This is a genomic window from Micromonospora sp. NPDC049801 (assembly GCF_040656575.1).
GTDB lineage: Bacteria > Actinomycetota > Actinomycetes > Mycobacteriales > Micromonosporaceae > Micromonospora.
In genome coordinates, this window is sequence record NZ_JBFAMS010000013.1 from 100,809 (window position 1) to 127,431 (window position 26,623).

Sequence of the window (26,623 nt, forward strand, 5' to 3'; positions counted from 1 at the left end):
CCCGGCTCACTCCTCGCGCTCACCGGGCACCCACCCTTGGGGCCGTCGCCAGCCGGGCCACGTCCCGCAACACCTGGTCCAGGCTGCCCGCGCCGGCCCAGCGCACCACGGGCACACCGTGCTCCCGGAGTTGCCCGATCATCGTCTCCCGGTCCAGTCGCCACAGGCGGTACGCCACCTCGGCCCACCCCCGGTCCTTCGGCGGAGTCAGGTCGGCCGGCAACGTGTCGACCGCCACCACGAAGCGGCCGGCGCGCGCCAGCCGTGCCAGCATCTGCGCCGACCGCTCGTCCAGCAGCGGGGTGAGGACCACCACCAGCGCGTCCGAGGAGAGCAACTGCGGACCGAAGACCTGGTCGTATGGCTCGTGCTGAGCCGCCTCGGCGCGTACGTCGAGCAGCCATTCCAGCACCGTCAGGTACTGCCGGCGGCCGGCGCCGGGGCGCAGTCGGCGGGCGCCCGGCCCGTACTCGAGCAGCGACACCCGGTCGCCCCGGTGCAGGTAGTGCTCGGCGATCGCGGCGGTGGCCCGCACGGTGGTGTCCAGTACGGACGCGGCGCCGTCCACACCGCCGGAACGGCCCGCCTCGGCGAGCAGGTCGAGCAGCACCACCACCTCGGCGTCGCGGTCGGACAGCGTCGCCGCGACGTGCAACTGCCGGGCGCGCAGCGACACCCGCCAGTCGACGCGGCGGAGTCGGTCGCCCGGGGCGAAGACCCGCACTCCGGCCAGCTCACCGCCCTCTCCGGGACGGCGGGAGTGGTGCGCGCCCACCAGACCGGCGGCGCGGGGCATCGCCTCCACCGCCTCGAACGGCTCGGTACGCGGGTAGACCCGTACCCCGACCGGTTCGGTGATCACCGCCCGGGACACCAGCAGGCCGCCCGCCGCGGCGACCCGCGCCCCGGCCGGGCCGACGGGGTGCCGACCCCACCGCAGAGCCCGCCCGGCCAGTTCCAGGTCCACCGCCGCGCCGCTGGGCACCGAGGTCACGAACGGCCGGTCGGCGGCCGAGCGTCCCCGGCCGGGGGCGGGCGAGGTGGCGGTGGCTGGCGGCGCGGCGACGGGTTCGACACCGGCGAAACCGGCACGGGCGATCCGCAGCCACGGCGAGACCCGCGACCGAACCACCACAAGGTCGTAGTCGACCGTGTCCGGGTTGCCGACACTCACCGCCGCCGCCACCTCACCGCCCTCGACCAGCGGTCCGTCCTCGGCACTGGTGATCCAGACCTGCGGCAGCGCGGTGGGCCGGCGACGCAGCGCGTACGCGGTACCCAGCGCGAGCGGCGCCGCCAGCACGACGAGGTCGACCCGTCCCAGCAGCACCCCCGCCACCAGCAACAGGCCGGCGAGCAGCACGGCGCGGCCGAGCGCGGGGGTGGGCGCCCAGCCGGCGCTCGATTCCGGCTCGGTGGATCGCGGCGCGGACGCGGTCGGACCGGTCATCAGTGCCGGGGCCCGCCGGCGGCGTAGCTGGGCAGGGCGCCGCTGGCCGGAGCCGGCGTCCCCTCCAACACCTCTCCGACCACGAACGCCGGGTCGACGCGGCGCAGCCACATCTCGGGGCGCAGGGTGATCCGGTGGGCGAGCGCGGGGGCGGCGACCGCCTTGACGTCCTCCGGCACCACGTAGTCCCGGCCGTCGAACACCGCGCGTACCCGGGACAGCAGCAGCAACGCCAACGAGCCACGCGGCGAGGCGCCGACCAGCACCGACGGGTGTTCCCGGGTGGCCGCCGTGAGCGCCACGATGTACCGGCCGATCGAGTCCTCCACCACCACGTCCTCCAGGGCGGCCTGCATGGCCCGCAGGGTGGCGGCGTCCACCACCGGTTTGATGTCCGCCTCCTCGCGGCGGCGGCCCATCCGGCGGCGCAGCACCTCCCACTCCTCCTCCTGGTGGGGGTAGCCGAAGGAGACCCGGAGCAGGAACCGGTCGAGCTGCGCCTCGGGCAGCGGGTACGTGCCCTCGTACTCGATGGGGTTGGCGGTCGCCAGCACGTGGAACGGCTCGTCCAGTTTGTACGTGACGCCCTCGACCGAGACCTGCTTCTCCTGCATGGCCTCGAGCAGCGCGGACTGGGTCTTCGGCGGCGTCCGGTTGATCTCGTCGGCGAGGAGCAGGTTGGTGAAGACCGGCCCGGCCCGGAAGGTGAAGTCGCCGTTGCGCTGGTCGTAGAGGAAGGAGCCGGTGACGTCGGCGGGGAGCAGGTCGGGGGTGAACTGGAGGCGGCGGAAGTCCAGCCCGAGCGCCTGCGCGAAGGAGCGCGCGGTCAGCGTCTTGCCGAGGCCGGGCAGATCCTCCAGGAGCACGTGCCCACCCGCCAGGATGCCGGCGAGGACCAGTTCCAACGCGTCGCGCTTGCCGACCACGACGGTGCCGACCGCGTCCAGGACGGCCCGCGCCAGGCGACCGACCTCGGTGGCGGGCATGCTCCGGTCCACGTCGTTCATCAGATCTTCTCCAGTTCGGCGACGATCACCGCGAGATCGCGCGGCGACGGGGGGCGTCGGGGCGGGGTTTCCAGGAACGTCCACAGCCGGTCGCCCAGCAGGGCGCGGGCGCGGACCGGATCCGACTCACGGGTCACGGAGTGCTTCAGGCGAAGCCGCTCGTCGGCCAGTTCCGCGAGCCGGGGCAGGATCACCCCGGTGAAGCGTTCGGGTCGCGTGGTGGACCAGTCCAGCGGCAGTTCCCAGCCGTTGATCGCGGCGCGCAGCGCGTCCCGGGCACCCCAGTTCCAGGTGCCGTCGTCGTCCTGGGCGAGCCGGGTGCGGGACCTCGCCGCGGGTGGCGGTGCGAGCGCGGCGGCGACCCGGCGTACCGCGGACACGGCGAACACCCCGGCGATCAGGATCGCCAGGGAGATCTGCAGGCCGACCGCCCGCAGACCGACGACGAGGACGGCGACCAGGGCCGCGTTGCCGAGAAGGGCCCGGAACACCCGCCCGGCCCGGCCACCGGACCGCCCGTCGTCGTGCCTCGGCCGCTCCTCCTCGAAGGTGAGCAGGTCGTCGATGCTGGCGCTGCCACTCATGCCGGCACCTCGGGCGGGCCAGTCGTCACGATGGTGAGTTCGCCACGCAACCGCCGCAGCGCGGCACGGGCCTGGTCGCGGGTGCCCGCGCCGACCTCACGCGTGGCGTACCGGGCCTCGCGGTAGACGTGCGCGAACTCGGCCAGCACGTCGGCGCTGACGATCGCCGGGACACCTGTCGACTCGTCGCCCCGCAGCAACCGGGTGACCAGGTCGGTCGGTGTGTCGCCGAGATGCCGGGGCACACCGGCGGCGGAGGCGGCCTCCTCCAGACGTACCCAGCAGGCGATGACCGCGACCCGCGGATCGGTGGACTGGTCGTCCAGCTCCACCAGGCCGGCGTCCAGGGCGGCGACCACCTCGCGGGCCGTGCCCTCGGCCGTACGCCGGGCCCGCTGCGCCGGTAGGACCCGCGAGGTACGACGCAGCGCGCCACGCAGCAGGATCCAGGTCAGGTAGCCGAGCACCGCGAGGATCGCCAGCCCGAGCAGGGCCATCGCCACAGTCGCGATCCACTGCGGGATGTGCGCCTGGGTGGCCTCGCCGGCGTCCCTCGGTTCGACGGGGATCGACGGCGACGGCACGTCCGTCGGGTATTCCGGTACCCACGGCACGTTCGAGGCGGCCGGCGGGATCCGGCTCGCGCCGATCGACGAGTGGGCGGACGCGAGCGCGGCCGCCGCGAGCAGGGCCGCCACCACACCCACCGGCCACCAACGGCGCAGCAGGCCGAGCACCGGGCGGACCACACCCGATCCGGCGGGCGGCGACGGCGCGGGCGGGCGTGTTCCGGTCGTCATCGCCACCACCCCACGCGTCCTCAGTCCACTTCGGCCAGCTGCTTGGCCCGGCCGAAGACGTCGTCCAACATCCCCGGTGTCAGCCGCCCGGTGAAGGTGTTCTGCTGGCTGACGTGGTAGCAACCGAGCAACTCCGGCACGGCCGCGCCGGACCAGTGTGCCCCATGGCCGAACGCCGGTCGCGGGCTGGGCGGGCGCTGCCCGTACACGTGGCGGAGCACCGGCCACCACGCGGCCCAGGCGAACGCGCCCAGCGCGACCACGACGCGCAGGGTGGGTCGGATCAGCGTGACCTCACGGTGCAGCCAGGGCGCGCAGGTGTCCCGTTCGTCCGGGGTGGGCTTGTTGTCCGGCGGCGCGCAGCGGACGGCCGAGAAGATCCGGGTGTCCCGCAGGGTGAGCCCGTCGTCGGCGGCGACGCTGGTCGGCTGGTTGGCCAGGCCGGCCCGGTGCAGGGCCGCGAAGAGCACGTCGCCCGAGCGGTCGCCGGTGAAGATCCGGCCCGTGCGGTTGCCGCCGTGCGCGGCGGGCGCGAGGCCCAGGATGGCGATGCGCGCGTCGCCGGGCCCGAATCCGGGCACCGGCCGACCCCAGTACTCCTGGTCGCGGAAGGCCGCCCGCCGGGTGCGGGCCACCTCCTCCCGCCACCCGACCAGCCGGGGGCAGGCGAAACAGTCGCTGACCGCGGCGTCGAGATCGGCCAGGTCCGCCGCCCGCGCGGCACGGGCGACGACCTGATCGGGGGTACGGGACTCAGCCAAGCTTGGCCCGGAAGAGTTCGAGGGTGCGCGCCCACGCGCTGGAGGCGGCGCGCTGGTCGAACGCCTCCGGCCGGTCGTCGTCGAAGAACCCGTGCGAGGTGCCCGGGTAGTCGTAGAGCTGGCAGGTGCCGCCGGCCTCTTCGACGGCGCGACGTACGGCCTGCACACCCTCGTCGGTGGAGGTGCCGTCCTGATCGGAGCAGTGGACGATGGCCGCCTTGCCGGCGTAGTCGACCCAGTCGGAACGCATCGACTCCCCCGACAGGGCGGGATAGAAGCCCGCGGTGGCCACGATCCGCTCGGAGCGGGTCGCCGACTTGAGAGCCAGGCTGCCACCGGCGCCGAACCCGACCGCGCCGACCTTGCCGGTGACCTCGGGACGCCCGGCGAGGTAGTCGGCGGCGTCCGCGACGTCCTTCGCCGCCTCGGCCACTCGCGTCGCCAACTCGTGCTGCGCCTCGGCCGCCTGGTTGGTCTCCGTGTCGTGCCGGAAGTTCGGGACGAGGGCGACGAAGCCGGCCTCGGCGAACCGGTCCGCGACCGACCGGATGTGCGGGACCAGGCCCCACGACTCCTGCAGGACGATGACGGCCGGGCTGGCCGTGCCGCTCGCGGGTATCGCGAGATACCCCTCGCTCGTGCCCCCGTTGCTGCGGTAGCTCACCATGTCGCCCATCGGCCGTCCTCCTAGCGGTCAGTCATCGTTGGCTGGTCGCCCAGTGGTCCTACGTGCCGGTAGCCTGCCACGCCGTGACCCCGGCCGGGAAGACGTCGGAACAGTGGCATTTACCTCCCGTTCGCCGGGCGTTGACTGCGGGTACGCCGACGGCGGCGGGGAATGTTCCCCGCCGCCGTCATCGGTGCTTCAGGCGTGTTATCAGGCCTTCTTGGTCAGGCAGAGCACGTAGCCCTTCTTGCCCGACTCGATGCTGTAGAAGACGTACCCCTCCTGGCCTTCCTTGAAGAACTCGTTGCAGGTGGTCTCGGACTTGGCCTGGGTCTCGGTCTGCCCGTCGAGCCGACCGACCACGTTGTATGCGGCGTCGGTGGAGGTGCACTCGACGACCTTGGCGCCGTCGACCTTCTCCTCCTTGTCCCCCTTGATCTCGGGCAGCTCGGCGATGCAGTCGCCGGCCTTCGCGTCAGCGGTCTCGTCCTTGTTCACGAAGTTGCCGATGGCCGTGCCGAGGCCGAACTTCAGGCCGGCGATGACGAGGAAGATGACGATCGCGCCGATGATGCCGAGCGCCTTCTTACCGCCGGACTTACCCTCCGGCTCGGCCGGCGGCGGCGTCTCGACGGCCGGCTGGGCCGGCGTGCCGACGGCCGGCTGGGCCGGCGTCTCGGCGGCCGGCTGGGCCGGCGCTGCGTCGGACGCGGGGGGCGGTGCGACCTGCTCTGACACGGGGGTTCCTTCCGAGGGATGAATGAGCAGACGACACCGTAACGATCATTGATTTCCGGTGCCGTCCCGCTCGCCTCGTCCGTTCAGCTATTTCCCAGCATCGCGTGCATGATCTGGTTCACATCGCCCCTCAGCTCGTCGGGGTCGGGGTCGGCTCGTCACTCGGCGTCGCGCTCGGGCTTGCCGGCGCTGCGCTCGGGCTTGCCGGCGTCACGGTCGGGGTCGGCGTGCCGGTGGGTGACTCGCTGGCCGACGGCGTGCTGGTCGACGCCTCGGGCAGTCGCGGACCCCGGGGCCCGAACGGCGGCCGGTCCGGGCAGTACGGGTACGGCCGCAGCAGCGGGTTGCCGTACTCGTCGACGCGGCCTTCACAGTCCGGGTAGCCCAGCCGGATCGGATTGCCGTTCTGGTCGAAGAGCCGGGCGTTCTCCACCAGCCGACCCTCGCTGTCGTAGACGAAGACGTCCCGCACCTGGCTGTACGGGTCGTTGATCGACGTCGGATCGATGCCGTAGTCGCCGTACCGCATCCGGTCCTCGGCCTGCATGAGAGCGGAGAGCGCGAAGACGACGAGCACCGCGCTGCCGACCTGCACCGCCGAGCGCGGCCAGCGGGTGAGCTGGGCCGAACGGCGGCCGAGCCAGATCGAGGCGAGCACGAAGCCCACCAGCATGATCAGACCGGCGAGCAACTCCCCACCGAAGCGGGGCAGCACCCCGAAGCTGCCGCCGGTGCTGATCACGGTGAGCAGCATCGCCGCCAGGTAGCCGCGCAGCACCCACCAGGCGGGGCGCAGCAGACGGAGGAATTCGCTCGCCGTCGCGTACCCCAGGGGTGGGCCGAGCCGGGAGTCGAGCGCGCGCAGGCGGCTGCGGACCCGGACCACGGCGGCGGCGACCCGGTGGTCCAGGTTGCGACCGCCGCCGACACCGACGCCGGCAGCGGCGCGCAGCTCGGCGGCGTACGCCTCCGGCTCGCCCAGCCGCTCGACGAGGGTGCCCTCGGCCTCGGCGGCGACCTCCGTGAGGTGGTCGGCGAGGTCCTCGGTCAGCTCGGTGCGGCGATCCGGCGGCAGGTCGGCCAGTGCGGCCCGGACCCGCGCCACGTAGTCGGTGATCTCCTGCTCCATGACGGTCATGCCGCCAGCCCCCGATCGTCGAGCAGCGTGTCCATGGTGGTGGCGAACGAGCGCCAGAGCTTGCCGGAGCGGGTCAACTGGTCACGCCCGGCGGCGTTGAGCGAGTAGTACTTGCGGTGCGGCCCGGTCTCGCTCGGCACGACGTAGGTGGTGAGCAGACCGGCGGCGAAGAGACGGCGCAGGGTGCCGTAGACCGAGGCGTCGCCGATCTCCTCCAGGCCGGCCTCGCGGAGCCGGCGCAGGATGTCGTAGCCGTAACCGTCCTCTTCGCGCAGGACGGCCAGGACGGCCAGATCGAGCACGCCCTTCAACAATTGTGTGGTGTCCACGCATTGCACACTAGTGTGCAATGCGAAGTAGCGTCAACGACTCGCCGATGTGTGGGTGTCGATCAGCATCAGACGGGTTGGAGGCTCCAGGCGATGCCGTCGAGGATGTCGTGCTCGGACGCCACCACCGAGGGCATGCCGGCCCGCTCCATGATCACGCGCAGCACCAGCGCCCCCGCACCGATCACGTCGGCCCGTCCCGGATGCATCACCGGGATCTCCAGCCGCTGCGCGCTGGTCCGCTCCAGCAGGTCCGCAGTCACCCGCGCCACCGCCTCGTACGACACCCGGGCGTGGTGGATGCGCTCCGGGTCGTACTCCTGAAGGTTCTGAGCGATGGCGACCACGGTGGTGACCGAACCGGCGAGGCCGATGAGGGTGGCCGCCTCGCGGCCGGGCACCGCCGCGAGCGCCCGGTCCACGACGGCGGCGACGTCGGCCTCCGCCGCCGCGACCTGCTCCGGCGTCGGCGGGTCACCCGCCAGGTGCCGTTCGGTCATCCGGACGCAGCCGATGTCCACCGAGATCGCCGACCGCACACCGGCCCGGTCACCGACCACGAACTCGGTCGAGCCGCCGCCGATGTCGACGACGAGGAACGGCTCCTCGGCGTCGGCCGGCAGCCCGCGCACCGCCCCCGTGAACGACAGCCGGGCCTCCTCGTCGCCGCTCACCACCTCGGGCGCGACGCCGAGGGTCTGCCGCACCATCTCGGTGAAGTCGGCGGCGTTGGCAGCGTCCCGCGAGGCGGAGGTCGCGCACATGCGCACCCGCTGGGCGCCCAACTTCTCGATGTCGGCGGCGTACGACGCGAGCGCCACCCGGGTCCGCTCGATGGCCTCCGGGGCGAGCCGGCCCGTCCGGTCCACCCCCTGACCCAGCCGGACGATCTCCATCCGCCGGGTCACGTCGGTCAGCGGGGCCTGCGGCCCGGCCGACTCCTCCGGCAGGTCGGCGACCAGCAGTCGGATCGAGTTGGTCCCGCAGTCGATGGCCGCCACACGCGTCGTCACCCGGCAACCCTACGACAGCCCGCCACCGACGCCGGGGAGCCAGTCTCCGATGAGCGTGATGCCGGTGAGTCATCTTGATGACTCACCGGCATCACGCTCAACCGAGCGGTCGGCGCCCGACATCTCGACGCCGACATCTCGGCGTCGACAGCTCGGGGTCGACGGTGACTACAACCGCAGCAGCATCCGGGTGTTGCCCAACGTGTTGGGCTTGACCCGCTCCAGGTCCAGGAATTCCGCGACACCCTCGTCGTACGAGCGCAGCAGCTGCTCGTAGACCGGCTGCGGCACCGGCGCGCCGTCGATCTCGCGGAAACCGAACGAGCCGAAGAACTGGGTCTCGAAGGTCAGCACGAAGATCCGTGCCACACCCAGCTCCCGGGCCGCGGCGATCAGCTCGCCGACCAGCCGGTGCCCGATGTGCTGACCTCGACAGGACGGATCCACGGCCACCGTACGGATCTCGGCCAGGTCCTCCCACATCACGTGCAGCGCCCCGCAGCCCACCACGACGCCGTCGTCGGCCCGGACCGCGACCCGGAACTCCTGCACGTGCTCGTACAGGGTCACGGTGGCCTTGCTCAGCAGCCGCCGGTCGTTGGTGTACGTGTCGACCAGCCGACGGATACCCCGCACGTCCCCGGTGCGGGCACGCCGCAGCAGGATCTGCCCCTCGGCCTGGGTGGTCATTCGCTGTCGGGCACGTCCACGCACGGCCCCGCCGTCCACCAGGGCTCGACCAGCGCCAACGTCTCGTCGCCGAACGGGTTCACGCCGGGGCCGGCGCCCAGGGCGTGGCCGAGGTGCACGTGCAGGCACTTCACCCGGCCCGGCATCCCACCGGCCGAGATGCCGGCGATCTCCGGCACCTCACCGATCGCGTCCCGGCGGGCGAGGTAATCCTCGTGCGCCGCCCGGTAGTGGGCGGCCAGCTCCGGATCGGTCGCCAACCGGTCGGCCATCTCCCGCATCAGCCCCGCCGACTCCAGCCGGCTGCACGCCGCGGTGGCCCGGGGGCAGGTCAGGTAGAACAACGTCGGGAACGGGGTGCCGTCGGCGAGGCGGGGCGTCGTCTCCACCACGTCGGGCAGGCCGCACGGGCAGCGGTGGGCCACCGCCCGGGTGCCCCGGGGCGGGCGGCCGAGCTGCGCGGCCACCGCGGCCAGGTCGGCCTCGGTCGCCGGTTCCCGCTGCGGCAGGGGTACGGAATCCGCCGCCGACTCCGACGGGGGTACGACAGTCACGGTGCTCGTCTCTCCTGGTGTGCTGGTCGGTGGATCACTTGCCCGGCTGCTGGCTGTCCGCCGCGCGCACGCTCGACCAGAGGGTGTCGTACCAGGTCGAAGGCCCGGCCGGGGCACCCGAACCGGCCGGCTTGCCGGCGTCGCGGGCCGCGCCCTCGGCGTCGTTCATGACCACCATCATCTTCTCGCCCGGCCGGCCCATGAAGAACCGCTCCCGGGCCTTGGTCTCGATGAACTCGTCGTCCTGCCACTTGGCGGCCTCGGCGGCGAGTCGGGCGATCTCCTTCTCCTGCGCCGTCTGCGCGGCCTCCATCCGTTCGATGTCGGCCTGCTGGTCGAGGTAGACCCGCACCGGGTAGGTGTACGCCAGGGCGAGCGCGATCAGCACCGCGAACAGGACGGTGGCCCGCCCGGTGAAGCGACGGGGATGGGGTGCGGCGAGCCGCTTGACGGCACCGCCACCGGCGGCGGTACGCCGGGCGGCGGCCGGACGACTCGCGGAGCGTCCACCCTCGGCGCCCCGGACCGTGCCCGGTGCGCGACCGGCGGCGCCGCGCGGTTCGGCGCGTACGCCGGCGTCCCGGAGCGACCCGCGGGCGGCCCGCCCGGCACCCGGCCGGCCAGCCTGACCCGGTCGGCGGGCGGGCCGTTGACCACCCGGTGTGCGGCGCTGCATCGTCACACCCCTCCCCCGAGGCTACGTCTGTCGCGTACGTGCGCCGGGAGGCCCCACCTGGGGCCTCCCGGCAACCCCACTCAGGCCGAACGGTAACGCGGGAAAGCACCCGCGCCCGCGTAGCGCGCCGCGTCGGCCAGCTCCTCCTCGATCCGGAGCAGCTGGTTGTACTTGGCGACCCGGTCCGAGCGGGCCGGAGCGCCGGTCTTGATCTGACCACAGCCGGTGGCGACCGCCAGGTCGGCGATGGTGGTGTCCTCGGTCTCGCCGGAGCGGTGGCTCATCATGCACTTGAAGCCGGCCCGGTGGGCCAGGTCCACCGCGTCCAGGGTCTCGGTCAGCGAACCGATCTGGTTGACCTTCACGAGGACGGCGTTGGCGGCCTTCTCCGCGATGCCACGGGCGATGCGCTGCGGGTTGGTCACGAACAGGTCGTCACCGACGATCTGCACCCGGTCGCCGATCGACGCGGTCAGCGTCTGCCAGCCGGACCAGTCGTCCTCGGCCAGCGGGTCCTCGATCGACACGATCGGGTACTCGTCGGCGAGCTTGGTGTAGTAGGTGCTCATGTCCTCGGCGGACTTCGCGGCGCCCTCGAAGGTGTAGGTGCCGTTCTCGAAGAACTCGGTGGCCGCCACGTCGAGCGCGAACACGATGTCGGTGCCGAGCCGGTAGCCGGCCTTCTCGACCGCCTCGGCGATCAGGTCCAGGGCAGCCGCGTTGGTGGGCAGGTTCGGCGCGAAGCCACCCTCGTCACCGAGCCCGGTCGACAGGCCCTTCTTCTTGAGCACCGACTTCAGCGCGTGGTAGACCTCCGCGCCGGAGCGCAGCGCCTCGCGGAAGGTGGGCGCGCCGATCGGCGCGATCATGAACTCCTGGACGTCGACGTTGGAGTCGGCGTGCGCGCCACCGTTGAGGATGTTCATCATCGGCACCGGCAGCAGGTGCGCGTTCGGGCCGCCCAGGTAGCGGAAGAGGCTCAGCTCGGCGCTGCTGGCGGCGGCCTTCGCCACCGCGAGGGAGACCCCGAGGATGGCGTTCGCGCCCAGCTCCGACTTGCTGTCGGTGCCGTCGATGTCGAGCATCTTCTGGTCGATGAGCCGCTGCTCGCTGGCCTCGTAGCCGATGAGCTGGTCGACGATCTTGTCTTCGACGTTGGAGACCGCCTTCTCCACGCCCTTGCCCTGGTAACGGTCGGCGTCACCGTCGCGCAGCTCGATCGCCTCGAACGCGCCGGTGGAGGCGCCGGAGGGCACCGCGGCGCGGGCCACCGTGCCGTCGTCCAGGCCGATCTCGACCTCGACCGTCGGGTTGCCCCGCGAGTCGAGAATCTCCCGCGCGACGATTCCCTCGATGGTTGCCACTGAGTCGCTCCTCGTTGTTGTGATCCGGTCCGTGGGTGGGCCGCGACGGTGCGGCTGAGGCAGGTGTTGAACGCAGCGTATCGGGCGACGAGATCGGGCACGGCGTCGCCCGCACACCCGAGTCGCCCCGCAGTGACGGACATTCCCGTATTTCCGGGCGTCAACCGGCAACGGGTTTGCGCTGCGCGGACTAGATCCACCAGGCTGGTCGCCATGCCCGCCGCCACGACCACCCTCCGCATGCTCGCCGTGTCGGTCATCGCGTCGCTCACGGTCACCGGCTGTCAGACATTCGAGGACGCCGGCAGCGCCATGGGTCGCTCGGATCTCGTCAACGACCTCGCCGCCCGCCTCGACCGGGCACTGGAGTTGACCTACACGGCCGACTACCAACTGCCCGGCGGCCAGACCGCCGCGATCGTCCAGGCGCAGGACCCGGCCCGCTCCGCCTACACCTACCCGGGTGGGCGGCTCACCGTCACCCCCGACGCCGTCACCCGCTGCACAGCGACCGGCGGTCGGATGGCGTGCACGCTCGTTCCGCCACCCACCCCCGGCAGCAAGCCCACCGTGGCCCTGTTCGACGAGGCGAACCAGCAGGGTCTCGTCACCCCGCCCGTGGTGGTCGGCCTGCTGACCGCCGCCGCCCTCGACCCGCAGGCGGTGATCAAGCAGAGCGACACCACCGTCGCCGGGCACCACGCCGCCTGCGTCGAGGTACAGCGCTCGGACGGCGACTTCAGCGCCTGCGTGACCACCGAGGGTGTGCTCGGCAGCTTCCTCGGCTCGGTCGACGGCAAACCAATGGAGCTGGCGTTGAGCGACTACTCCGAGTCGGTCGAGAAGGACGCGTTCGACCCGCCCGCCGGAGCAGGCGTCGTCGACAACCGCCCCGGCGGCTCCTGACGTCGTACCCCCGGCTCCTGCTGGCTGTGCCGGCGCGACGGGTGACCGTCCGACGGCCCGGCGGGCGTCAGACGCCGAGCAGGGCGCGCAGGTGGCGCGGCGGCGGGCAGTCGTGGGCGAGCATCGCGTCGTGCCAGTCGCGCGCCGACACCCCCTGCGGGCGGGCGGCGGCGATCTCGGCCACCTCGCTGTACCCGACGAAGTACGTGGAGAGCTGCGTCGAGGTGAGCAGGGACCGGCGCCACTTGCCGGCGGCCTCCCCCTCCTCCTGGAAGCCACGACCGGTCATCAACGCCATGGCCTCGGCCTCGGGCAGCTCCTCGGCGTGCACCAACTGGTCGAGCAGCGCGTTGATGGTCATGCGGAGCTGCATCTTGAGCTGCTGCATCCGCACCGGCAGACCGCCGAAGCCGAGACCGGCCATCAGCTCCTCGGCGTACACGGCCCAGCCTTCGACGAACGGGCCGGAGCGGGCCAACGCCCGCACCCGCGTGCCGCCGACGTGCCGCCGGGCGTGGGCGAGCTGGAGGAAGTGGCCGGGCATCGCCTCGTGCACGGTCAGGTTACGAACCATGTGATCGTTGTACTCGCGGTAGAAGGAGTCGACACGCTGCGCCGACCAGTCCGCCGGGGTGGGCGCGATGCAGTAGAACGTCGGCACCGCCGCGGTCTCCAACGGGCCGGGCGAGTCGCAGTACGCCACCGCGACGCCCCGCGCGAACTCCGGCATCTCCTGGATCACGCACCGGTCGTCGACCAGGGTGACCAGGTCGTGCAGCCGGACGAAATCGGTCGCCTCGTCCAGGGTCACACCGGCCAGCTCGACGATCGTCGAGTCGTCCGGGTGCTCGGCGGCCAACAGGTCCAGCGCCCGGCGTACCGTCTCGTCGTCGGCCGGACCACCGACCAGCTCGACGGCCGCCGCGCGGATCTCCTCGGTGACCCGGTCCAGGTTGGCCCAGGCCCGGCGCTGGATCTCGGCGGCCCCCAGCTCGGTGTCGAGGGTGTGCCAGAGCCGCGCCTCCCAGCGGCGGCGGCCCAGGCGCGGGTCGCGGCCGGGCCCGGCGTCGGCGGCCAACCGGACCCGCAGCCAGGCGACGAACTCGTCCAGCGCGGCGATCGCGGCGGTCGCCGCCGACTCGACCCGCTCGAAGCCGCCCGGCACCTGCGCGATCAGGCCCGGTAGCTCGTCACGGATGAGCGCGGCCGTGCCGGTGAACTGCCCGACCGCCGTCTCCGCGTGGATCCGCGGCATGTCCCGCAGCGTCGCGCGTGCGGTGGCGAGGGCATCCGGTACGGCGGCGAGCCGACCGACGAGCTGGGTCAGGCGCACCTCGGCCGGGGCGTACGGGCGGGCCAGCAGGGGGTGCAGCAGCGGGCCGGGGTTGTGGAACAGGGGGTCCCACTCGTGCGACCGGATCTCGGTGAGCTCGAACAGCTCCCGGTCGACGAAGGAGGTGAGCAGCGCGTGGTCGACCTGCTCGTCGACGTCGAGCGCGTCCGGGTCCAGTTCGGAGAGTGCGTTCGCCGCGTCGGTGAGCATCACCCGGTCGGCGGCCAACGCGTCGGCGGACAGGTCAGGAAGCCGATCGTCGAACCGATGATCGCCAGCCGAGGTGGCAACCCCCGGCCGCGCCTCCAGCAGTGCCTCGACAACCCGCTCAGCCAGTACCCCAAACGCTTCCACCGGACAACCCTACCGACCACCCCGCACCCAGCCGTGTTGATCAAGAGGTTCGCGTCAGATACGAGCCGGATCCTGACGCGAACCTCTTGATCAACCTCGTTCGGCGGCGCGGATGGATTCGGCGTGGGTCAGGGTCGCGCGGCGCAGGGCTGCCTCTGGGTCGAGGTTGGCCCTGCGGGCTTCTGAGACCAGGGTCAGGAGGGTGGCGCCTAGGCGCTCCTCCTCGTCCAGCCCCGTGTCGGGGGACGGGGTTTCGACGGTCAGGTTGGCGCGGTCGGCGCGGTCGAGGATCTGCGCGGCCAGGGACAGGGCGGGTTGGCTGAACGCCACGCCGTCCAACACCGAGTCGCGCGCCTTCTCGACCCGCTTGATCCGCTCCCAGTTGGCGGTGATCTCCTCCAGCGTGCCCGCCTCCGCACCGGCGAAGACGTGCGGATTGCGCCGGATCATCTTGTCGACCAGGCCACCGGCCACGTCGTCGATGTTCCACCGCTCGCCCTCGGGCAGCTCCTCGGCGAGCCGCGCGTGCAGCACCACCTGGAGCAGCACGTCGCCCAACTCCTCGCGGAGCGCGTCGGTGTCGTCGGCGCTGATCGCGTCGTACGCCTCGTAGCTCTCCTCCAGCAGGTAACCCGCGAGGCTACGGTGCGTCTGCGCCCGCTTCCACGGGTCACCGCCCGGCGAGGCCAGCCGGTCCAGCACGGCCACCGCGTCGAGCAGCCGTGCCCCCGGCGGATCCCACGAGCCGTACATCAGCTCCATCTCGGCGAGCCCCGGCTCCCGGGCCAGCCGCAGACCCAACTCCCTTGCCAACGACTCGTCCCCGGCCGGTCCGGCCAGCCAGACCGCCGTACCGTGCGCCGCGACCATGTCCAGCAACGCCTGCGTGGCCGGGCCGGCCACGACGGTCACCTCGGCGCCCGCCTGCCGCACGGCCGTGGTCAACTCGCTCTCCGCGCCGGTCAGCACCGGATGCTGGCGTACGACGTCCCAGGCGGCCGAGGTCAGCAGGCCGGCCGGCAGCCGGGGCGAGGTGACCAGCAGGACGATCTGTGCCGTCATGCTCAGCTGGCCGTACCCTCGGCGTCCGGGTTGGGGCTCGACGGCGACGGCGACACGTCCGGGGTGGAGACGTCGGTGACCGTGCTGCTGGCCCGGTCCAGGTAGGGCAGGTCGTACAGAGCAGTGCCCTGGTTCGGCACCTGGAACAGGGCCGGAATCTCCAACGACGAGTAGCGCGGATTGACGGTGACGTCCTCCCGCTTGACCTCTTCCTTGAAGGCCGTGCTGAGCGCCACCACCGCGTTCACCTGCGGAGCGATCTCCGGTGCCCCGAACCGCTCGCGCTGCTCCTCGACGGACCAACCGGCGGAAGCGACCCCGCTCTTCACCAGAGCGTCGTAGATTGCCGAACGCTCGTCGTCGGTCAACTCGGCCGGCGGCAGACCCGCCTGCAGGGCGGAGAAGTGGTTGTACCAGTCGGCCGCGAGCTTCGCGTACTCGGAGCCGGGGACCTGGAGGCTCTGACCCAACTCGTCGGCCTTGATCTGGTCCTTGACCGTGATGTTCTTCTCCGCGACCACTCGCTTGGCGAGGTCGAGGCCGACGAGCAGGTTGAGCATGTCCTGCCGGGTCGCCTTGAAACGCAGCTGATCGGGCGAGGGAGTTGCCGACGGGCCGTTCTGCTGCGCGAACGCCGCTCGGGCGTTCGTCTCGTACTTCGCCTGCGCCTCCGCGAAGAGGGTGTCGACCCGGTCCACCGAGTAGGTGGTGTCACCGACATAGGCGGCGACGCTCGGCGCGGATCTGCCGCAGGCAGCGAGGGAGAGGGCAGCCAGGGCCGCGACGCTGGCGGCGACGATCACACGGCGAGCACGCATACCGGTCACTCTCTCATGCCCTCTCCCACGCTGTGACGGCCCCCACCTCACCGCGCCGACGTCGCGGCCACAACCCGGCTCGCGTACGCGCCTCGCCCGCGTACGGGACCGTCACGCGGGCGCGGCGGCGAGCGGCGCGGGGGCGCCCAGGACGTCAGAGAGCAGTTGCGCACACCATTCGAGCAACGCCTGGTCGCGCAGCGGTTCGCCACCGATCCGACGGGTGCTCGGCCGGGGCACGCTGACCTGGTCGGTGGCCTGCTTGTAGACCGCGTCCGGGTGGTAGCGCTTGAGCCGCATCTGCTTCGAGTCCGGCAGCGGCAGCGGCCCGAACCGGATGTGCTTGCCCTGCATGGTCACGTCGGACAGGCCGTACCGGCGGGCCAGCAGGCGGAACCGGGCCACCGCCACCAGGTTCTGCACGGGGGCGGGCGGCTCGCCGTACCGGTCGGTCATCTCGGCGACGACCTCGCGCAGGCGGTCCTCGTCGCGCGCCTCGGCGAGCTTGCGGTACATCTCCAGGCGCAGGCGTTCCACGCCCACGTAGTCGTGCGGCAGGTGCGCGTCGACCGGCAGGTCGATCTTGACGTCGGTCTCCTCCTCCTGGCGCTCGCCCTTGAACGCGGAGACCGCCTCGCCGACCATCCGCACGTACAGGTCGAAGCCGACGCCCTCGATGTGCCCGGACTGCTCACCGCCGAGCAGGTTGCCGGCACCCCGGATCTCCAGGTCCTTCATGGCCACGTACATGCCGGCGCCCAGCTCGGTGTGCTGCGCGATGGTGGCCAGCCGCTCGTGGGCGTGCTCGGTGAGCGGCTTCTCCGGCGGGTAGAGGAAGTACGCGTACGCCCGCTCCCGGCCCCGGCCGACCCGACCCCGGATCTGGTGCAGCTGGGCCAGCCCGAGCAGGTCGGCCCGCTCGACGATCAGGGTGTTGGCGTTCGGGATGTCGATGCCCGACTCCACGATGGTCGTGCAGACCAGGACGTCGAACTCCTTTTCCCAGAAGCCGACCATGACCTTCTCCAGGGCCTCCTCGCCCATCTGCCCGTGCGCCACGGCCACCCGCGCCTCGGGCACCAGCTCGCGCAGCCGCCGCGCCGCCCGGTCGATCGACTCGACCCGGTTGTGCAGGTAGAAGACCTGCCCGTCGCGCAGCAGCTCGCGGTGGATGGACGCGGCGACCTGCCGGTCGTCCTGCGCGCCCACGAAGGTGAGCACCGGGTGCCGCTCCTCCGGCGGGGTGGCGATGGTGGACATCTCCCGGATGCCGGTGATCGCCATCTCCAGGGTGCGCGGAATCGGGGTGGCCGACATGCTGAGCACGTCCACCGAGGCGCGCAGCGTCTTCAGGTGCTCCTTGTGCTCGACACCGAACCGCTGCTCCTCGTCGACGATCACCAGCCCGAGCTGCTTGAACCGCGTCGCCGTCTGCAGGAGCCGGTGCGTGCCGATGACGATGTCGACGGTGCCGTCGGCGACCATTTCCAGCGTCCGTTCGGTCTCCTTGGCGGTCTGGAACCTCGACAGCTGCCGGATCTGCACCGGGAACTGGCTCATCCGCTCGGCGAACGTGTTGTAGTGCTGCTGCACCAGCAGGGTCGTCGGCACGAGCACCGCCACCTGCTTACCGTCCTGCACGGCCTTGAACGCCGCCCGCACCGCGATCTCGGTCTTGCCGTAGCCGACGTCGCCACAGATCAACCGGTCCATCGGGACGGTCTGCTCCATGTCCCGCTTGACCTCGTCGATCGCGGCGAGCTGGTCGGGCGTCTCCTGCCACGGGAAGGCGTCCTCCAACTCCCGCTGCCACGGGGTGTCCGGGCCGAACGAGTGGCCCTTGGACGCCTTGCGAGCGGCGTAGAGCTGGATGAGCTGCGCGGCGATCTCCCGGACCGCCTTGCGGGCACGGGCCTTGGACTTCTGCCAGTCCGAGCCGCCCATCTTGTGCAGGGTCGGCTGCTCACCGCCCACGTAACGGGAGAGCTGGTCGAGCTGGTCGGTGGGGACGAACAGCCGGTCGCCGGGCTGGCCGCGCTTGCTGGCCGCGTACTCGATGACCAGGTATTCCCTGCTGGCGCCGTTGACGGTGCGCTGCACCAGCTCGACGTACCGACCGATGCCGTGCTGCTCGTGCACCACGTAGTCGCCGGCCTTGAGCTCCAGCGGGTCGATCGTGTTGCGCCGGCGGCTCGGCATCTTGCGCATGTCCCGCGTCGAGGTGCCCCGGCCACCGGTCACGTCGTTACCGGTCAGCAGCACGAAACGGGACGCCTCGTCGACGAATCCGCTGGTCAGCGCGCCACAGGTGACGACCAGGTCGCCGGGGGCGGGTGCGGTGGGCACCTCCTCGGTGAGCCGCGCGCCCAGGCCCGCGTCGCGCAGGACCTCCACGGCACGCTGGGCGGGGCCGTGCCCCTCAAAGACCAGCGCGATCGACCAGCCCTCGCCGGCCCAGCGCTTGAGGTCGTCGACGACCCGCGCGGTCTCGCCGTGGTAGAGCGGGGCGGGCTGGGCGGCGAGGGTCACCGCGATGGCGTCGTCCGGGGTGACGCTGGCCTGCTCGGGCGCGTCCTCCCAGGGCTGCCGCGCCTCGGCGGTCTCCGCCTCGACCAATCCGAACGGGGACAGCGTCCACCAGGGCTGGCGGAGCGTGCCGGCGGTGGCGCGTACCTCGGCCAGGGTGCGGAAGGCGGCGGCGCCGACGTCCACCGGGGCCTGGCCGCCGACCGCGGCGGCGGCCCAGGAGGCCTGCAAAAACTCCTCAGAGGTACGCACCAGATCGTGCGCCCTCGTGCGAATGCGCTCCGGGTCGCACAGCAGGACGTGGGTGCCGGCCGGCATCGCGTCCAGCAGCAGCTCCAGCGAGTCGGGGCCGACCAGCACCGGGGCCAGCGACTCCATCCCCTCCACCGGGATACCCTCGGCCAGCTTGTCCAGGATCTCGGCCAGCTCGGGGTGCTGCTCGGCGAGCGCGGCGGCCCGCTCGCGCACTGTTGGGGTCAGCAGCAGCTCCCGACAGGGCGGCGCCCACAGCAGCGGCACCTGCTCGATGGTGCGCTGGTCGGCGACCGCGAAGGTGCGGATCTCCTCCACCTCGTCGCCCCAGAACTCGACCCGGGACGGGTGCTCGTCGGTGGGCGGGAAGACGTCCAGGATGCCGCCGCGCACCGCGAACTCGCCGCGTTTGGTGACCAGGTCGACCCGGGCGTACGCCATGTCGGTGAGTCGGCGGACGACCACCTCAAGGTCCGCTTCCTCGCCGGCCGCGAGCTGCACCGGTTCCAGGTCACCGAGGCCCTTGAGCTGCGGTTGCAGCAGCGACCGGACCGGGGCGACCACCACCCGCAGGGGGCCGGTCCGACCGTGCGCGTCGGCCGACTCGGGGTGCGCGAGGCGGCGCAGCACGGCCAGCCGTCGGCCCACCGTGTCCGATCGGGGGGAGAGCCGTTCGTGCGGCAGCGTCTCCCAGGAGGGGAAGACCACCACCTGCTCCGGCGGCAGCAGCCCGCCGAGCGCGGCGGCCAGGTCGTCGGCCTCGCGGGTGGTGGCGGTCACGGCCAGCACGGGTCGCCCGGCCCCGCCGGTGTCCGCGGCGACGGCCGCGACGGCGAACGGGCGCAGCGCGGCAGGAGCGGTGATGTCGAGGCCATCGACCTGGGCGGCACCGGAGCGCGCCAGGTCACGCGCCCGGGCCAGCCCGGGGTCGGCCAGGGCGGCGGAGAACAGACCGGTGAGCAAGGGAGTCCTTCCAGGGGAGTCGACGCACACGACGGCGGGCCCCTCGCCCAGTCGGACGGGGGGTGCGCACCCCACAAGCCTATCCCCGTCCACCGACACCCACCCCGTTCCGCCCAGGTCCCACGCCCTCGCGTCGCCCGCCCTCGCGCCCTCGTGCCCCGTGCCCTCGTGCCCCGCTCCGCCCCGCGCCCCGCGCCCCGCGCCCCGCGCCCCGCGCCCCGCGCCCCGCGCCCCGCGCCCAAGATCCTCACAACTTCGGGGATACTGCTGCTTCAGACGCGTCGGAGACAGCAATAACGGGGAAGTTGCGCGGATCTTGCCCGGCGCCCGCGATCTTGCCCCGCGCCCGCAGACTTGCCGCGTGCGCATGCGCTACAGCGCGAGCCGATGCGTACAGCGCGAGCCGATGCGTACAGCGCGAGTCCGCGCGGATCTTGACCGGGGCGGGACGCCGTGGTCGAGTGCGGGGATGGGTGAGCAGTGGCGGGCGCAGTTCGACGCGGAGGTCAGCTTCGCCAACGGAGGCGGGCTGCGGACCGAGGGGTTCCGGCTGGACATCCCTGGGCCGGAGATCACCGATGACGATCTGGCCGCGCTCTTCGTCCGGCATCTCGGGCTGCTCATGGTCGCCGAGGTCCGGATCAGCGCGAAAACGATCATCGAGGAACCGCACAAGGGTGGCCGCGCCGTCGCCCCGACCGGCGGCGGTCGCCGGCTGGTGGAGTTGAGCCACGTCATCAGCGACGGGATGACCACCCTGCCCGGGTGGCCGGGTCCGCGGGTCACCGACTGGCTGACGTACGCGGCGTCCCGGGAGCGGTACGCGCCGGGCACCGAGTTCCACGTGGCCCGGATCGACATGATCGCCAACACCGGCACGTACGTGGACACCCCCGCCCACCGCTGGGCCGGTCGCGAGGATCTGACCGGGGTGTCGTTGGACCGCCTCGCCGACCTGCCCGGGGTGGTGGTCCGGGTACCGGCCGACACCCGAGCCGTGGATCGGCTGCTGCTGGCACCGTACGAGGTGGCCGGGCGTGCGGTGCTGCTGCACACCGGGTGGGACGCGCACTTCGGCGCCGAGCGGTACGCCGCGCCGGAGGCGCCGTACCTGAGCGAGGACGGCGCGCGGGCACTGGCCGACGCGGGCGCGGCCCTGGTCGGCATCGACTCGATCAACATCGACGACATGAGCCCGGCGGCGAACGGCGTACGCCCCGCGCACAGCGTCCTGCTCGCCGCCGGCATCCCGGTCGTGGAGCACCTGACCGGCCTGGGCGCGCTGCCGCCGACCGGGTTCCGGTTCACCGCGGCGCCGCCGATGGTGGCCGGGATGGGCACCTTCCCGGTCCGCGCCTTCGCCGTGGTCGAGAGCTGAGGTCGAGAGCTAGGGCCGAGAGCCGTGGTCGAGAGCTGTGGTCAAGAGCTGAGGCCGTGACGGTCACGGAACGCCGTGCGGTGCCGAGCAGGTCGGGAGTCGGGGGATGCTGTGCCCGCTGAGGGATTCGGTAGTGATCCGCGTCGGCACACCACCCCGGCCCGTTGGCGGGTGCTCGGGCACCCGGACGGGATGCTGATCTACCAGGTGCGCTGCATCGTCGAGAACCACGGGTGGACGGAGACCGTCACCCAGGACCGTCACAAGATCATGCTGGGCCGGTCCGGGGCGTACCGGCGTCGGCTCAACGGGCGGGTCGAGCTCTCCGACGCCACCTCGGTGCTGCTCACCCGGCCCGGGGACGACATGGCCGTGGCGCATCCGTTCGGCTGCGGCGACTCGTACACCTGCCTGGAGATCGATCCGTCGGTGCTGGCGGACCGGCCGGACGCCCAGCGCTGGATGGACCGGAGCGGCTGGGCGGGCACCTCGGACGCCACGCTGGACCTGGCGCACCGGCTGCTGGTGGCCGAGTTCCGGCGCGGGCTCGACCGGTTCGAGATGGCCGAGCGGCTCCAGCGGTTCCTGGCCCGCCTGCTGCACCACAGCGACCTCGCCGCGGACGAGGTGGACGCCGAGGTCGAGCGGGCCGTCCGCCGACGGCCGGCGACGCTGGCCGCGCACTGGCGGCTCGCCGACCGGGCGCGCGAGGTGCTGGCCCACTCCGGCTTCACCCTCGGCCTGGGTGAGGTGGCCCGGGAGGTGGGCAGCTCACCGCACCACCTCAGCCGGGTGTTCCAGCGGGTGACCGGCAGCAGCCTGACCGCCTACCGCAACCGCCTTCGGGTGCGCGCCGTACTGGACACCCTCGCCGAGCCCGACGGCCGTCCGCTGGGCGCGCTCGCCACCGAGTACGGCTTCGCCGACCAGGCGCACCTGACCCGGGTGGTCCGCGAGCAGGTGGGGCATCCACCCGCGCGCCTGCGTCGACTGCTCGCCCCCGCCGGGTCGGACCCGAGCGTCAGCGCCTGACACCGGACGCGGTGGAGGTGCCGTACCTGGGGCGTACGGCACCTCCCTGGGCGCGGGTCCGCACCGGGCTTCGGGCCTCCCCGAACAGGCCCGCGGGCTCCGGGTCGGCCACCCTGGGCGGGGGACCTCCGGACCGACGAGAACCATCGTCGCCGCGCCACCTTGAACAGGTCTTGAAGAAAATTGCTCGTCTGCGCCGGATGGCGGTCAGGATCGGACGCCCACCGGCAGAAAAGCCCCAAGCAGAACAAACCGCACCCTAGGCTGGCCTGGTGGACGAGTCGCCGGAGGTCCGGATACGCGACCAGATTCCTCGTACCGCCGGACTGCTGCTCGGCACCCTGGCGCTGGCCGTCGCGTTCATCGCCGCGTACGTCGGCGCCCTGCACCAACCCCACCCCCGCGACGTGCCGGTCGGCGTGGCGAGCGGCGACCAGGTCGCACGAATGGTCCTGACCGCCGTCCGCGACCGGACCAACACGATCAAGGCCATCGAGTACGCCGACCCGGGCGCCGCCGACGACGGTCTGACCAGCCGCGAGGTGTACGGGGTACTCGGCTCCACCCCCGACGGCGGGTTCGTCCTGACCACCGCCAGCGCCAGCGCGCCGGCCGCCACCGAGGTCGTCGTGCAGGTCCTCACCGCCGCCGCCGAACAGGCCCGGATGCCACTGCGGGTGGCCGACGAGGTGCCGGTCGCCGACACCGACCCGCGCGGTCTGGTCCCGTTCTACCTGGCGATCGGGTGCGTCCTCGGCGGGTACCTGGCCTCGACCGCGCTCGGCATCTCCGTCGGCACCACGCCGCGCACCCTGCGCCGCGCGGGCGTACGGATCGGCGCGCTCGCCGTCTACAGCGTCGTGCTCGGCATCGCCGGCGCGGTGATCGTCGGCCCGGTGCTGGACGTCTGGCACCACGACCTGCCGGCCGTCGCCGGCAGCGGCATGCTCGCCGCCTTCGCCGCCGCGATGGTGGCCGCCGCCGTGCAGGGCTGGTTGGGCGTACTCGGCACCGGACTGGTGATCCTGCTGCTGGTGGTGCTCGGCAATCCGGGTTCCGGCGGCATCTACGCCCCGGAGTTCCTGCCCACCTGGCTGCGCGGCATGCACCGGTGGAACGTGCCCGGACTCGCCACCGATCTGGTCAAGTCGGCGGTGTACTTCGACCGACGGTCGATCGGCTGGCCCCTGACCGGGCTGGCGCTGTGGGCGGTGGTCGCCCTGGCGGCCCTGCTCGCCGCGACCGTGGTGCGGGGAGGCCGGGCAGGCACCCGCGCAAGACCCTGAGGTGATCTCCGGGGTGTTCCGTCTCACGACGCGGCGCGCCCGGAGCCCCTCCTGCCGGAGGGCCAGACGCGGATACCATCCAGGGAGTCGGACAGCGCTGTCCTTCGTACTCACGTAAGGAGCGCATCGTGACCGACCAGCACGACCACGACGGCCCGGACGCCGCGCTGCGCGCCGACATCCGCCGGCTCGGCACCCTCCTCGGCCAGACCCTGGCCCGCCAGGAGGGCCGCCCGCTCCTCGACCTCGTCGAGGAGATCCGCGCCCAGGTACGCTCCGACGTCCCGGCCGCCGCCCAGCGGCTCGGCGGGCTCGACGTGACCACTGGGACCAAGCTGGCCCGCGCCTTCTCCACCTACTTCCACCTGGCCAACATCACCGAGCAGGTGCACCGCGCACGGGACCTGCGCCGCCGCCGCGCCGTGCAGGGCGGCTGGCTCGACCAGGCAGCCAAGATGATCGCCGAGCGCGGCGTGCCGGCCGAGGAGATCGCCGCCGTCGCCCGCCGGCTGGCGGTCCGGCCGGTCTTCACCGCCCACCCCACCGAGGCGGCCCGCCGCTCGATCCTGTCGAAGCTGCGGGCCATCGCCGACGAGTTGGACACCGAGACCGCCAACGCGATCCTCTACGGCGCGAGCGACGAGGGCCCGGCCAACCGCCGGCTGGCCGAGCTGCTGGACCTCATGTGGCAGACCGACGAGCTGCGGCTGGACCGGCCGGACCCGACCGACGAGGCCCGCAACGCCATCTACTACCTGCGGGACCTGTACGCCGAGGCCGCGCCGCAGGTGCTCGACGACCTGGCCGACACCCTGCGGACCCTCGGCGTGGAGACGTCGCCGACGGCCCGCCCACTGAGCTTCGGCACCTGGATCGGCGGCGACCGCGACGGCAACCCGTTCGTCACCCCGGCGGTCACCCGCGAGGTGCTGACCATCCAGCACGAGCACGGCATCGCCGCCACCGAGAAGGCGATGGACCACCTGATCAACGAGGTTTCGGTCTCGCGCCGGCTGCGCGGGGTGTCGCTCGACCTCTCCGCCAGCCTCGCCGCCGACCTCGACGCGCTACCCGAGGTGGCGGCCCGGTTCCGCCGGGTCAACGCCGAGGAGCCCTACCGGCTCAAGGCGCGCTGCGTGAAGGCCAAGCTGGCCAACACCCGGCAGCGGCTGCGCCAGGGCACGGCCCACGTGCCGGGTCGGGACTACCGGGGCTCGGCCGAGCTGATCGCCGACCTGGACCTGCTGCGCGCGTCGCTGGCCCGCAACTCGGGGCAGCTCACGGCCGTCGGCCGGCTGGCCTCCACCATCCGGACGGTGTCCGCGTTCGGCCTGCACCTGGCGACCATGGACGTCCGGGAGCACGCCGAGAAGCACCACGAGGTGCTCACCCAGCTCTACGAGGCGGTCGGCGAGGTGCCGGACTACCCGGCGTTGAGCCGGTTGGAGCGCACCAAGCTGCTCGCCGACGAGCTGACCGGCCGGCGACCGCTGTCCACCCTGGACACCCCGCTGACCGAGTCGGCCCGCAAGACGTTCGACGTGTTCAGCACAATCCGCGAGGCGCAGGACCGGTTCGGCGCGGAGGTCATCGAGTCGTACATCATCTCGATGACCCTGGGCGTCGACGACGTGCTGGCCGCCGTGGTGCTCGCCCGCGAGGCCGGGCTGGTCGACGTGCACAGCGGCCGGGCCCGCATCGGTTTCGTGCCGCTGTTGGAGACCCCGGCCGAGCTGAACGCCGGCGGCGAGATCCTCGACGAGCTGCTTTCACTGCCCGCGTACCGGGCGCTGGTCGCGGCCCGTGGCGACGTGCAGGAGGTCATGCTCGGCTACTCCGACTCCAACAAGGAGGCGGGGATCACCACCAGCCAGTGGTCGATCCACCGGGCCCAGCGGGCGCTGCGTGACGTGGCCGCCCGGCACGGCGTACACCTGCGGCTCTTCCACGGTCGCGGCGGTACGGTCGGGCGCGGCGGTGGCCCCACCCACGAGGCGATCCTGGCCCAGCCGTACGGCACGCTGGACGGCGCGATCAAGGTGACCGAGCAGGGCGAGGTCATCTCCGACAAGTACACGCTGCCGTCGCTGGCCCGGGAGAACCTGGAGCTGACGCTCGCCGCGGTGCTCCAGGCGACGCTGCTGCACACCGCGCCCCGGCAGCCGGCCGAGATGCTGGAACGCTGGGACGCGACGATGGACGTGGTGTCCGAGTCGGCCTTCCGGTCGTACCGGTCGCTCGTCGAGGACCCGGACCTGCCGGCGTACTTCTGGGCGTCCACCCCCACCGAACTGCTCGGCGCGCTGAACATCGGCTCCCGGCCGGCGAAGCGTCCCAACACCGGCGCCGGCCTGTCCGGGCTGCGGGCCATCCCGTGGGTGTTCGGGTGGACGCAGACCCGACAGATCGTGCCGGGCTGGTTCGGCGTCGGCTCCGGCCTGGCCGCCGCCCGCGAGGCCGGGTTGGCGGACGTGCTGGCCGAGATGCACCGCAACTGGCACTTCTTCCGCACGTTCCTGTCGAACGTCGAGATGATGCTGACCAAGACCGACCTGAGCATCGCCCGTCGGTACGTCGAGACGCTGGTGCCGAAGAAGCTGCACCCGATCTTCGAGAAGATCGAGCAGGAGTACGAGCTGACCAAGCGCGAGGTGTTGGCCGTCACCGCCTCGCCGGCCCTGCTGGAGAACTCCCCGGTGCTCCAGCGCACCCTGGCCGTGCGCGACACCTACCTGGAGCCGCTGCACCACCTCCAGGTGGCGCTGCTGCGCCAGTACCGGGAGTCCGGCGCGGCGGGCCGGGCGGTCGCCACCGCACCGGGTGGTCGACGCGCTCCCAGCGACGGCACGGCCCTGGAACGGGCGCTGCTCACCACCGTGAACGGCATCGCCGCCGGCATGCGCAACACCGGCTGACCAGACAGCACGGCAACGGGCCCCGGT

General features: G+C 72.5%; 23 protein-coding genes. 5 read left to right on the forward strand and 18 right to left on the reverse strand.

From position 1 onward, the window contains the following. Positions 1-19: 19 nt before the first annotated feature. From AB0I89_RS22795 to eno, 14 genes are all read right to left on the reverse strand, one after another. Positions 20-1,450 (reverse strand): DUF58 domain-containing protein, encoded by a 1,431-nt coding sequence (locus AB0I89_RS22795; protein ID WP_357130102.1) that lies wholly within the window; start codon positions 1,448-1,450, stop codon positions 20-22. Continuing rightward, positions 1,450-2,457: a MoxR family ATPase gene (locus AB0I89_RS22800; protein WP_355048839.1), complete on the reverse strand. Its 1,008-nt coding sequence runs from the start codon at positions 2,455-2,457 to the stop codon at positions 1,450-1,452. The genes AB0I89_RS22795 and AB0I89_RS22800 overlap by 1 nt, the downstream gene beginning before the upstream one ends. Beyond that, entirely contained in the window at positions 2,457-3,041 is a 585-nt protein-coding gene (locus AB0I89_RS22805) for a hypothetical protein (protein WP_357130105.1), read from the reverse strand. The genes AB0I89_RS22800 and AB0I89_RS22805 overlap by 1 nt, the downstream gene beginning before the upstream one ends. Beyond that, the gene (locus tag AB0I89_RS22810; protein WP_357130108.1) at positions 3,038-3,841 is read right to left on the reverse strand and encodes a DUF4129 domain-containing protein; all 804 of its coding nucleotides are present in this window, start codon (positions 3,839-3,841) and stop codon (positions 3,038-3,040) included. Before AB0I89_RS22810 ends, AB0I89_RS22805 begins: the two co-directional genes overlap by 4 nt. Positions 3,842-3,861: 20 nt before the next feature. Continuing rightward, positions 3,862-4,602: a uracil-DNA glycosylase gene (locus AB0I89_RS22815; RefSeq protein ID WP_357130111.1), complete on the reverse strand. Its 741-nt coding sequence runs from the start codon at positions 4,600-4,602 to the stop codon at positions 3,862-3,864. Then, positions 4,595-5,278, reverse strand: coding sequence for a dienelactone hydrolase family protein (locus tag AB0I89_RS22820; protein ID WP_357130114.1), 684 nt, complete (start codon positions 5,276-5,278; stop codon positions 4,595-4,597). Before AB0I89_RS22820 ends, AB0I89_RS22815 begins: the two co-directional genes overlap by 8 nt. A gap of 201 nt (positions 5,279-5,479) precedes the next feature. Beyond that, positions 5,480-6,007 carry a hypothetical protein gene (locus AB0I89_RS22825; protein WP_357130117.1) on the reverse strand — a complete coding sequence of 176 codons (528 nt, stop codon included), beginning with the start codon at positions 6,005-6,007 and terminating at the stop codon, positions 5,480-5,482. A gap of 130 nt (positions 6,008-6,137) precedes the next feature. Then, the gene (locus AB0I89_RS22830) at positions 6,138-7,145 is read right to left on the reverse strand and encodes a hypothetical protein (RefSeq protein WP_357130120.1); all 1,008 of its coding nucleotides are present in this window, start codon (positions 7,143-7,145) and stop codon (positions 6,138-6,140) included. Continuing rightward, on the reverse strand, positions 7,142-7,474 hold the full coding sequence (locus AB0I89_RS22835; protein WP_007455685.1) for a PadR family transcriptional regulator: 333 nt from the start codon (positions 7,472-7,474) through the stop codon (positions 7,142-7,144). Before AB0I89_RS22835 ends, AB0I89_RS22830 begins: the two co-directional genes overlap by 4 nt. Before the next feature lie 68 nt (positions 7,475-7,542). Beyond that, positions 7,543-8,475: a Ppx/GppA phosphatase family protein gene (locus tag AB0I89_RS22840; RefSeq protein ID WP_357130413.1), complete on the reverse strand. Its 933-nt coding sequence runs from the start codon at positions 8,473-8,475 to the stop codon at positions 7,543-7,545. Between the two features lie 180 nt (positions 8,476-8,655). Continuing rightward, positions 8,656-9,177 (reverse strand): amino-acid N-acetyltransferase, encoded by a 522-nt coding sequence (locus tag AB0I89_RS22845; RefSeq protein ID WP_357130123.1) that lies wholly within the window; start codon positions 9,175-9,177, stop codon positions 8,656-8,658. Next, a complete protein-coding gene (locus AB0I89_RS22850) occupies positions 9,174-9,731 on the reverse strand; it encodes a DUF501 domain-containing protein (protein WP_357130126.1) in 558 nt (185 codons plus the stop codon). Before AB0I89_RS22850 ends, AB0I89_RS22845 begins: the two co-directional genes overlap by 4 nt. 34 nt (positions 9,732-9,765) lie before the next feature. Continuing rightward, positions 9,766-10,407, reverse strand: coding sequence for a septum formation initiator family protein (locus tag AB0I89_RS22855; protein WP_357130129.1), 642 nt, complete (start codon positions 10,405-10,407; stop codon positions 9,766-9,768). A gap of 80 nt (positions 10,408-10,487) precedes the next feature. After that, positions 10,488-11,771, reverse strand: a complete 1,284-nt coding sequence (eno, locus tag AB0I89_RS22860) for a phosphopyruvate hydratase (RefSeq protein ID WP_355048850.1) — start codon at positions 11,769-11,771, stop codon at positions 10,488-10,490. A 213-nt stretch (positions 11,772-11,984) separates the two neighbouring features. Between eno and AB0I89_RS22865 the strand changes: the two genes are divergently transcribed. Continuing rightward, positions 11,985-12,677 carry a hypothetical protein gene (locus tag AB0I89_RS22865; protein ID WP_357130132.1) on the forward strand — a complete coding sequence of 231 codons (693 nt, stop codon included), beginning with the start codon at positions 11,985-11,987 and terminating at the stop codon, positions 12,675-12,677. Between the two features lie 67 nt (positions 12,678-12,744). On the opposite strand, the gene AB0I89_RS22870 is transcribed toward AB0I89_RS22865, so the two are convergent. From AB0I89_RS22870 to mfd, 4 genes are all read right to left on the reverse strand, one after another. Continuing rightward, positions 12,745-14,364: a DUF885 domain-containing protein gene (locus AB0I89_RS22870; protein WP_357130135.1), complete on the reverse strand. Its 1,620-nt coding sequence runs from the start codon at positions 14,362-14,364 to the stop codon at positions 12,745-12,747. Between the two features lie 90 nt (positions 14,365-14,454). Next, the gene (locus tag AB0I89_RS22875) at positions 14,455-15,426 is read right to left on the reverse strand and encodes a nucleoside triphosphate pyrophosphohydrolase (protein ID WP_357130138.1); all 972 of its coding nucleotides are present in this window, start codon (positions 15,424-15,426) and stop codon (positions 14,455-14,457) included. A 2-nt stretch (positions 15,427-15,428) separates the two neighbouring features. Next, positions 15,429-16,244: a hypothetical protein gene (locus AB0I89_RS22880; protein WP_357130141.1), complete on the reverse strand. Its 816-nt coding sequence runs from the start codon at positions 16,242-16,244 to the stop codon at positions 15,429-15,431. A 111-nt stretch (positions 16,245-16,355) separates the two neighbouring features. After that, positions 16,356-19,985 (reverse strand): transcription-repair coupling factor, encoded by a 3,630-nt coding sequence (gene mfd, locus AB0I89_RS22885; RefSeq protein ID WP_357130144.1) that lies wholly within the window; start codon positions 19,983-19,985, stop codon positions 16,356-16,358. Between the two features lie 469 nt (positions 19,986-20,454). On the opposite strand from mfd, the gene AB0I89_RS22890 reads away from it, so the two are divergent. The 4 genes from AB0I89_RS22890 (at position 20,455) to ppc (ending at position 26,596) form a co-directional block, all read left to right on the forward strand. Continuing rightward, positions 20,455-21,363 (forward strand): cyclase family protein, encoded by a 909-nt coding sequence (locus AB0I89_RS22890; RefSeq protein WP_357130147.1) that lies wholly within the window; start codon positions 20,455-20,457, stop codon positions 21,361-21,363. Positions 21,364-21,474: 111 nt separating this feature from the next. Continuing rightward, positions 21,475-22,395, forward strand: a complete 921-nt coding sequence (locus AB0I89_RS22895; RefSeq protein ID WP_357130150.1) for an AraC family transcriptional regulator — start codon at positions 21,475-21,477, stop codon at positions 22,393-22,395. A gap of 272 nt (positions 22,396-22,667) precedes the next feature. Then, complete coding sequence (locus AB0I89_RS22900) at positions 22,668-23,681, forward strand: hypothetical protein (RefSeq protein ID WP_357130153.1); 1,014 nt, start codon at positions 22,668-22,670, stop codon at positions 23,679-23,681. 128 nt (positions 23,682-23,809) lie between these two features. Beyond that, positions 23,810-26,596: a phosphoenolpyruvate carboxylase gene (gene ppc / locus AB0I89_RS22905; RefSeq protein ID WP_357130155.1), complete on the forward strand. Its 2,787-nt coding sequence runs from the start codon at positions 23,810-23,812 to the stop codon at positions 26,594-26,596. Positions 26,597-26,623: the final 27 nt, after the last annotated feature.

What these genes read in the sequence shown, in the direction of transcription:
- AB0I89_RS22795 (WP_357130102.1), bottom strand. Translation starts at nt 1,450, where the DNA reads ATGACCGGTCCGACCGCGTCCGCGCCGCGATCCACCGAGCCGGAATCG.
- AB0I89_RS22800 (WP_355048839.1), bottom strand. Translation starts at nt 2,457, where the DNA reads ATGAACGACGTGGACCGGAGCATGCCCGCCACCGAGGTCGGTCGCCTG.
- AB0I89_RS22805 (WP_357130105.1), bottom strand. Translation starts at nt 3,041, where the DNA reads ATGAGTGGCAGCGCCAGCATCGACGACCTGCTCACCTTCGAGGAGGAG.
- AB0I89_RS22810 (WP_357130108.1), bottom strand. Translation starts at nt 3,841, where the DNA reads ATGACGACCGGAACACGCCCGCCCGCGCCGTCGCCGCCCGCCGGATCG.
- AB0I89_RS22820 (WP_357130114.1), bottom strand. Translation starts at nt 5,278, where the DNA reads ATGGGCGACATGGTGAGCTACCGCAGCAACGGGGGCACGAGCGAGGGG.
- AB0I89_RS22830 (WP_357130120.1), bottom strand. Translation starts at nt 7,145, where the DNA reads ATGACCGTCATGGAGCAGGAGATCACCGACTACGTGGCGCGGGTCCGG.
- AB0I89_RS22845 (WP_357130123.1), bottom strand. Translation starts at nt 9,177, where the DNA reads ATGACCACCCAGGCCGAGGGGCAGATCCTGCTGCGGCGTGCCCGCACC.
- AB0I89_RS22855 (WP_357130129.1), bottom strand. Translation starts at nt 10,407, where the DNA reads ATGCAGCGCCGCACACCGGGTGGTCAACGGCCCGCCCGCCGACCGGGT.
- AB0I89_RS22865 (WP_357130132.1), top strand. Translation starts at nt 11,985, where the DNA reads ATGCCCGCCGCCACGACCACCCTCCGCATGCTCGCCGTGTCGGTCATC.
- AB0I89_RS22875 (WP_357130138.1), bottom strand. Translation starts at nt 15,426, where the DNA reads ATGACGGCACAGATCGTCCTGCTGGTCACCTCGCCCCGGCTGCCGGCC.
- AB0I89_RS22880 (WP_357130141.1), bottom strand. Translation starts at nt 16,244, where the DNA reads ATGCGTGCTCGCCGTGTGATCGTCGCCGCCAGCGTCGCGGCCCTGGCT.
- AB0I89_RS22890 (WP_357130147.1), top strand. Translation starts at nt 20,455, where the DNA reads ATGGGTGAGCAGTGGCGGGCGCAGTTCGACGCGGAGGTCAGCTTCGCC.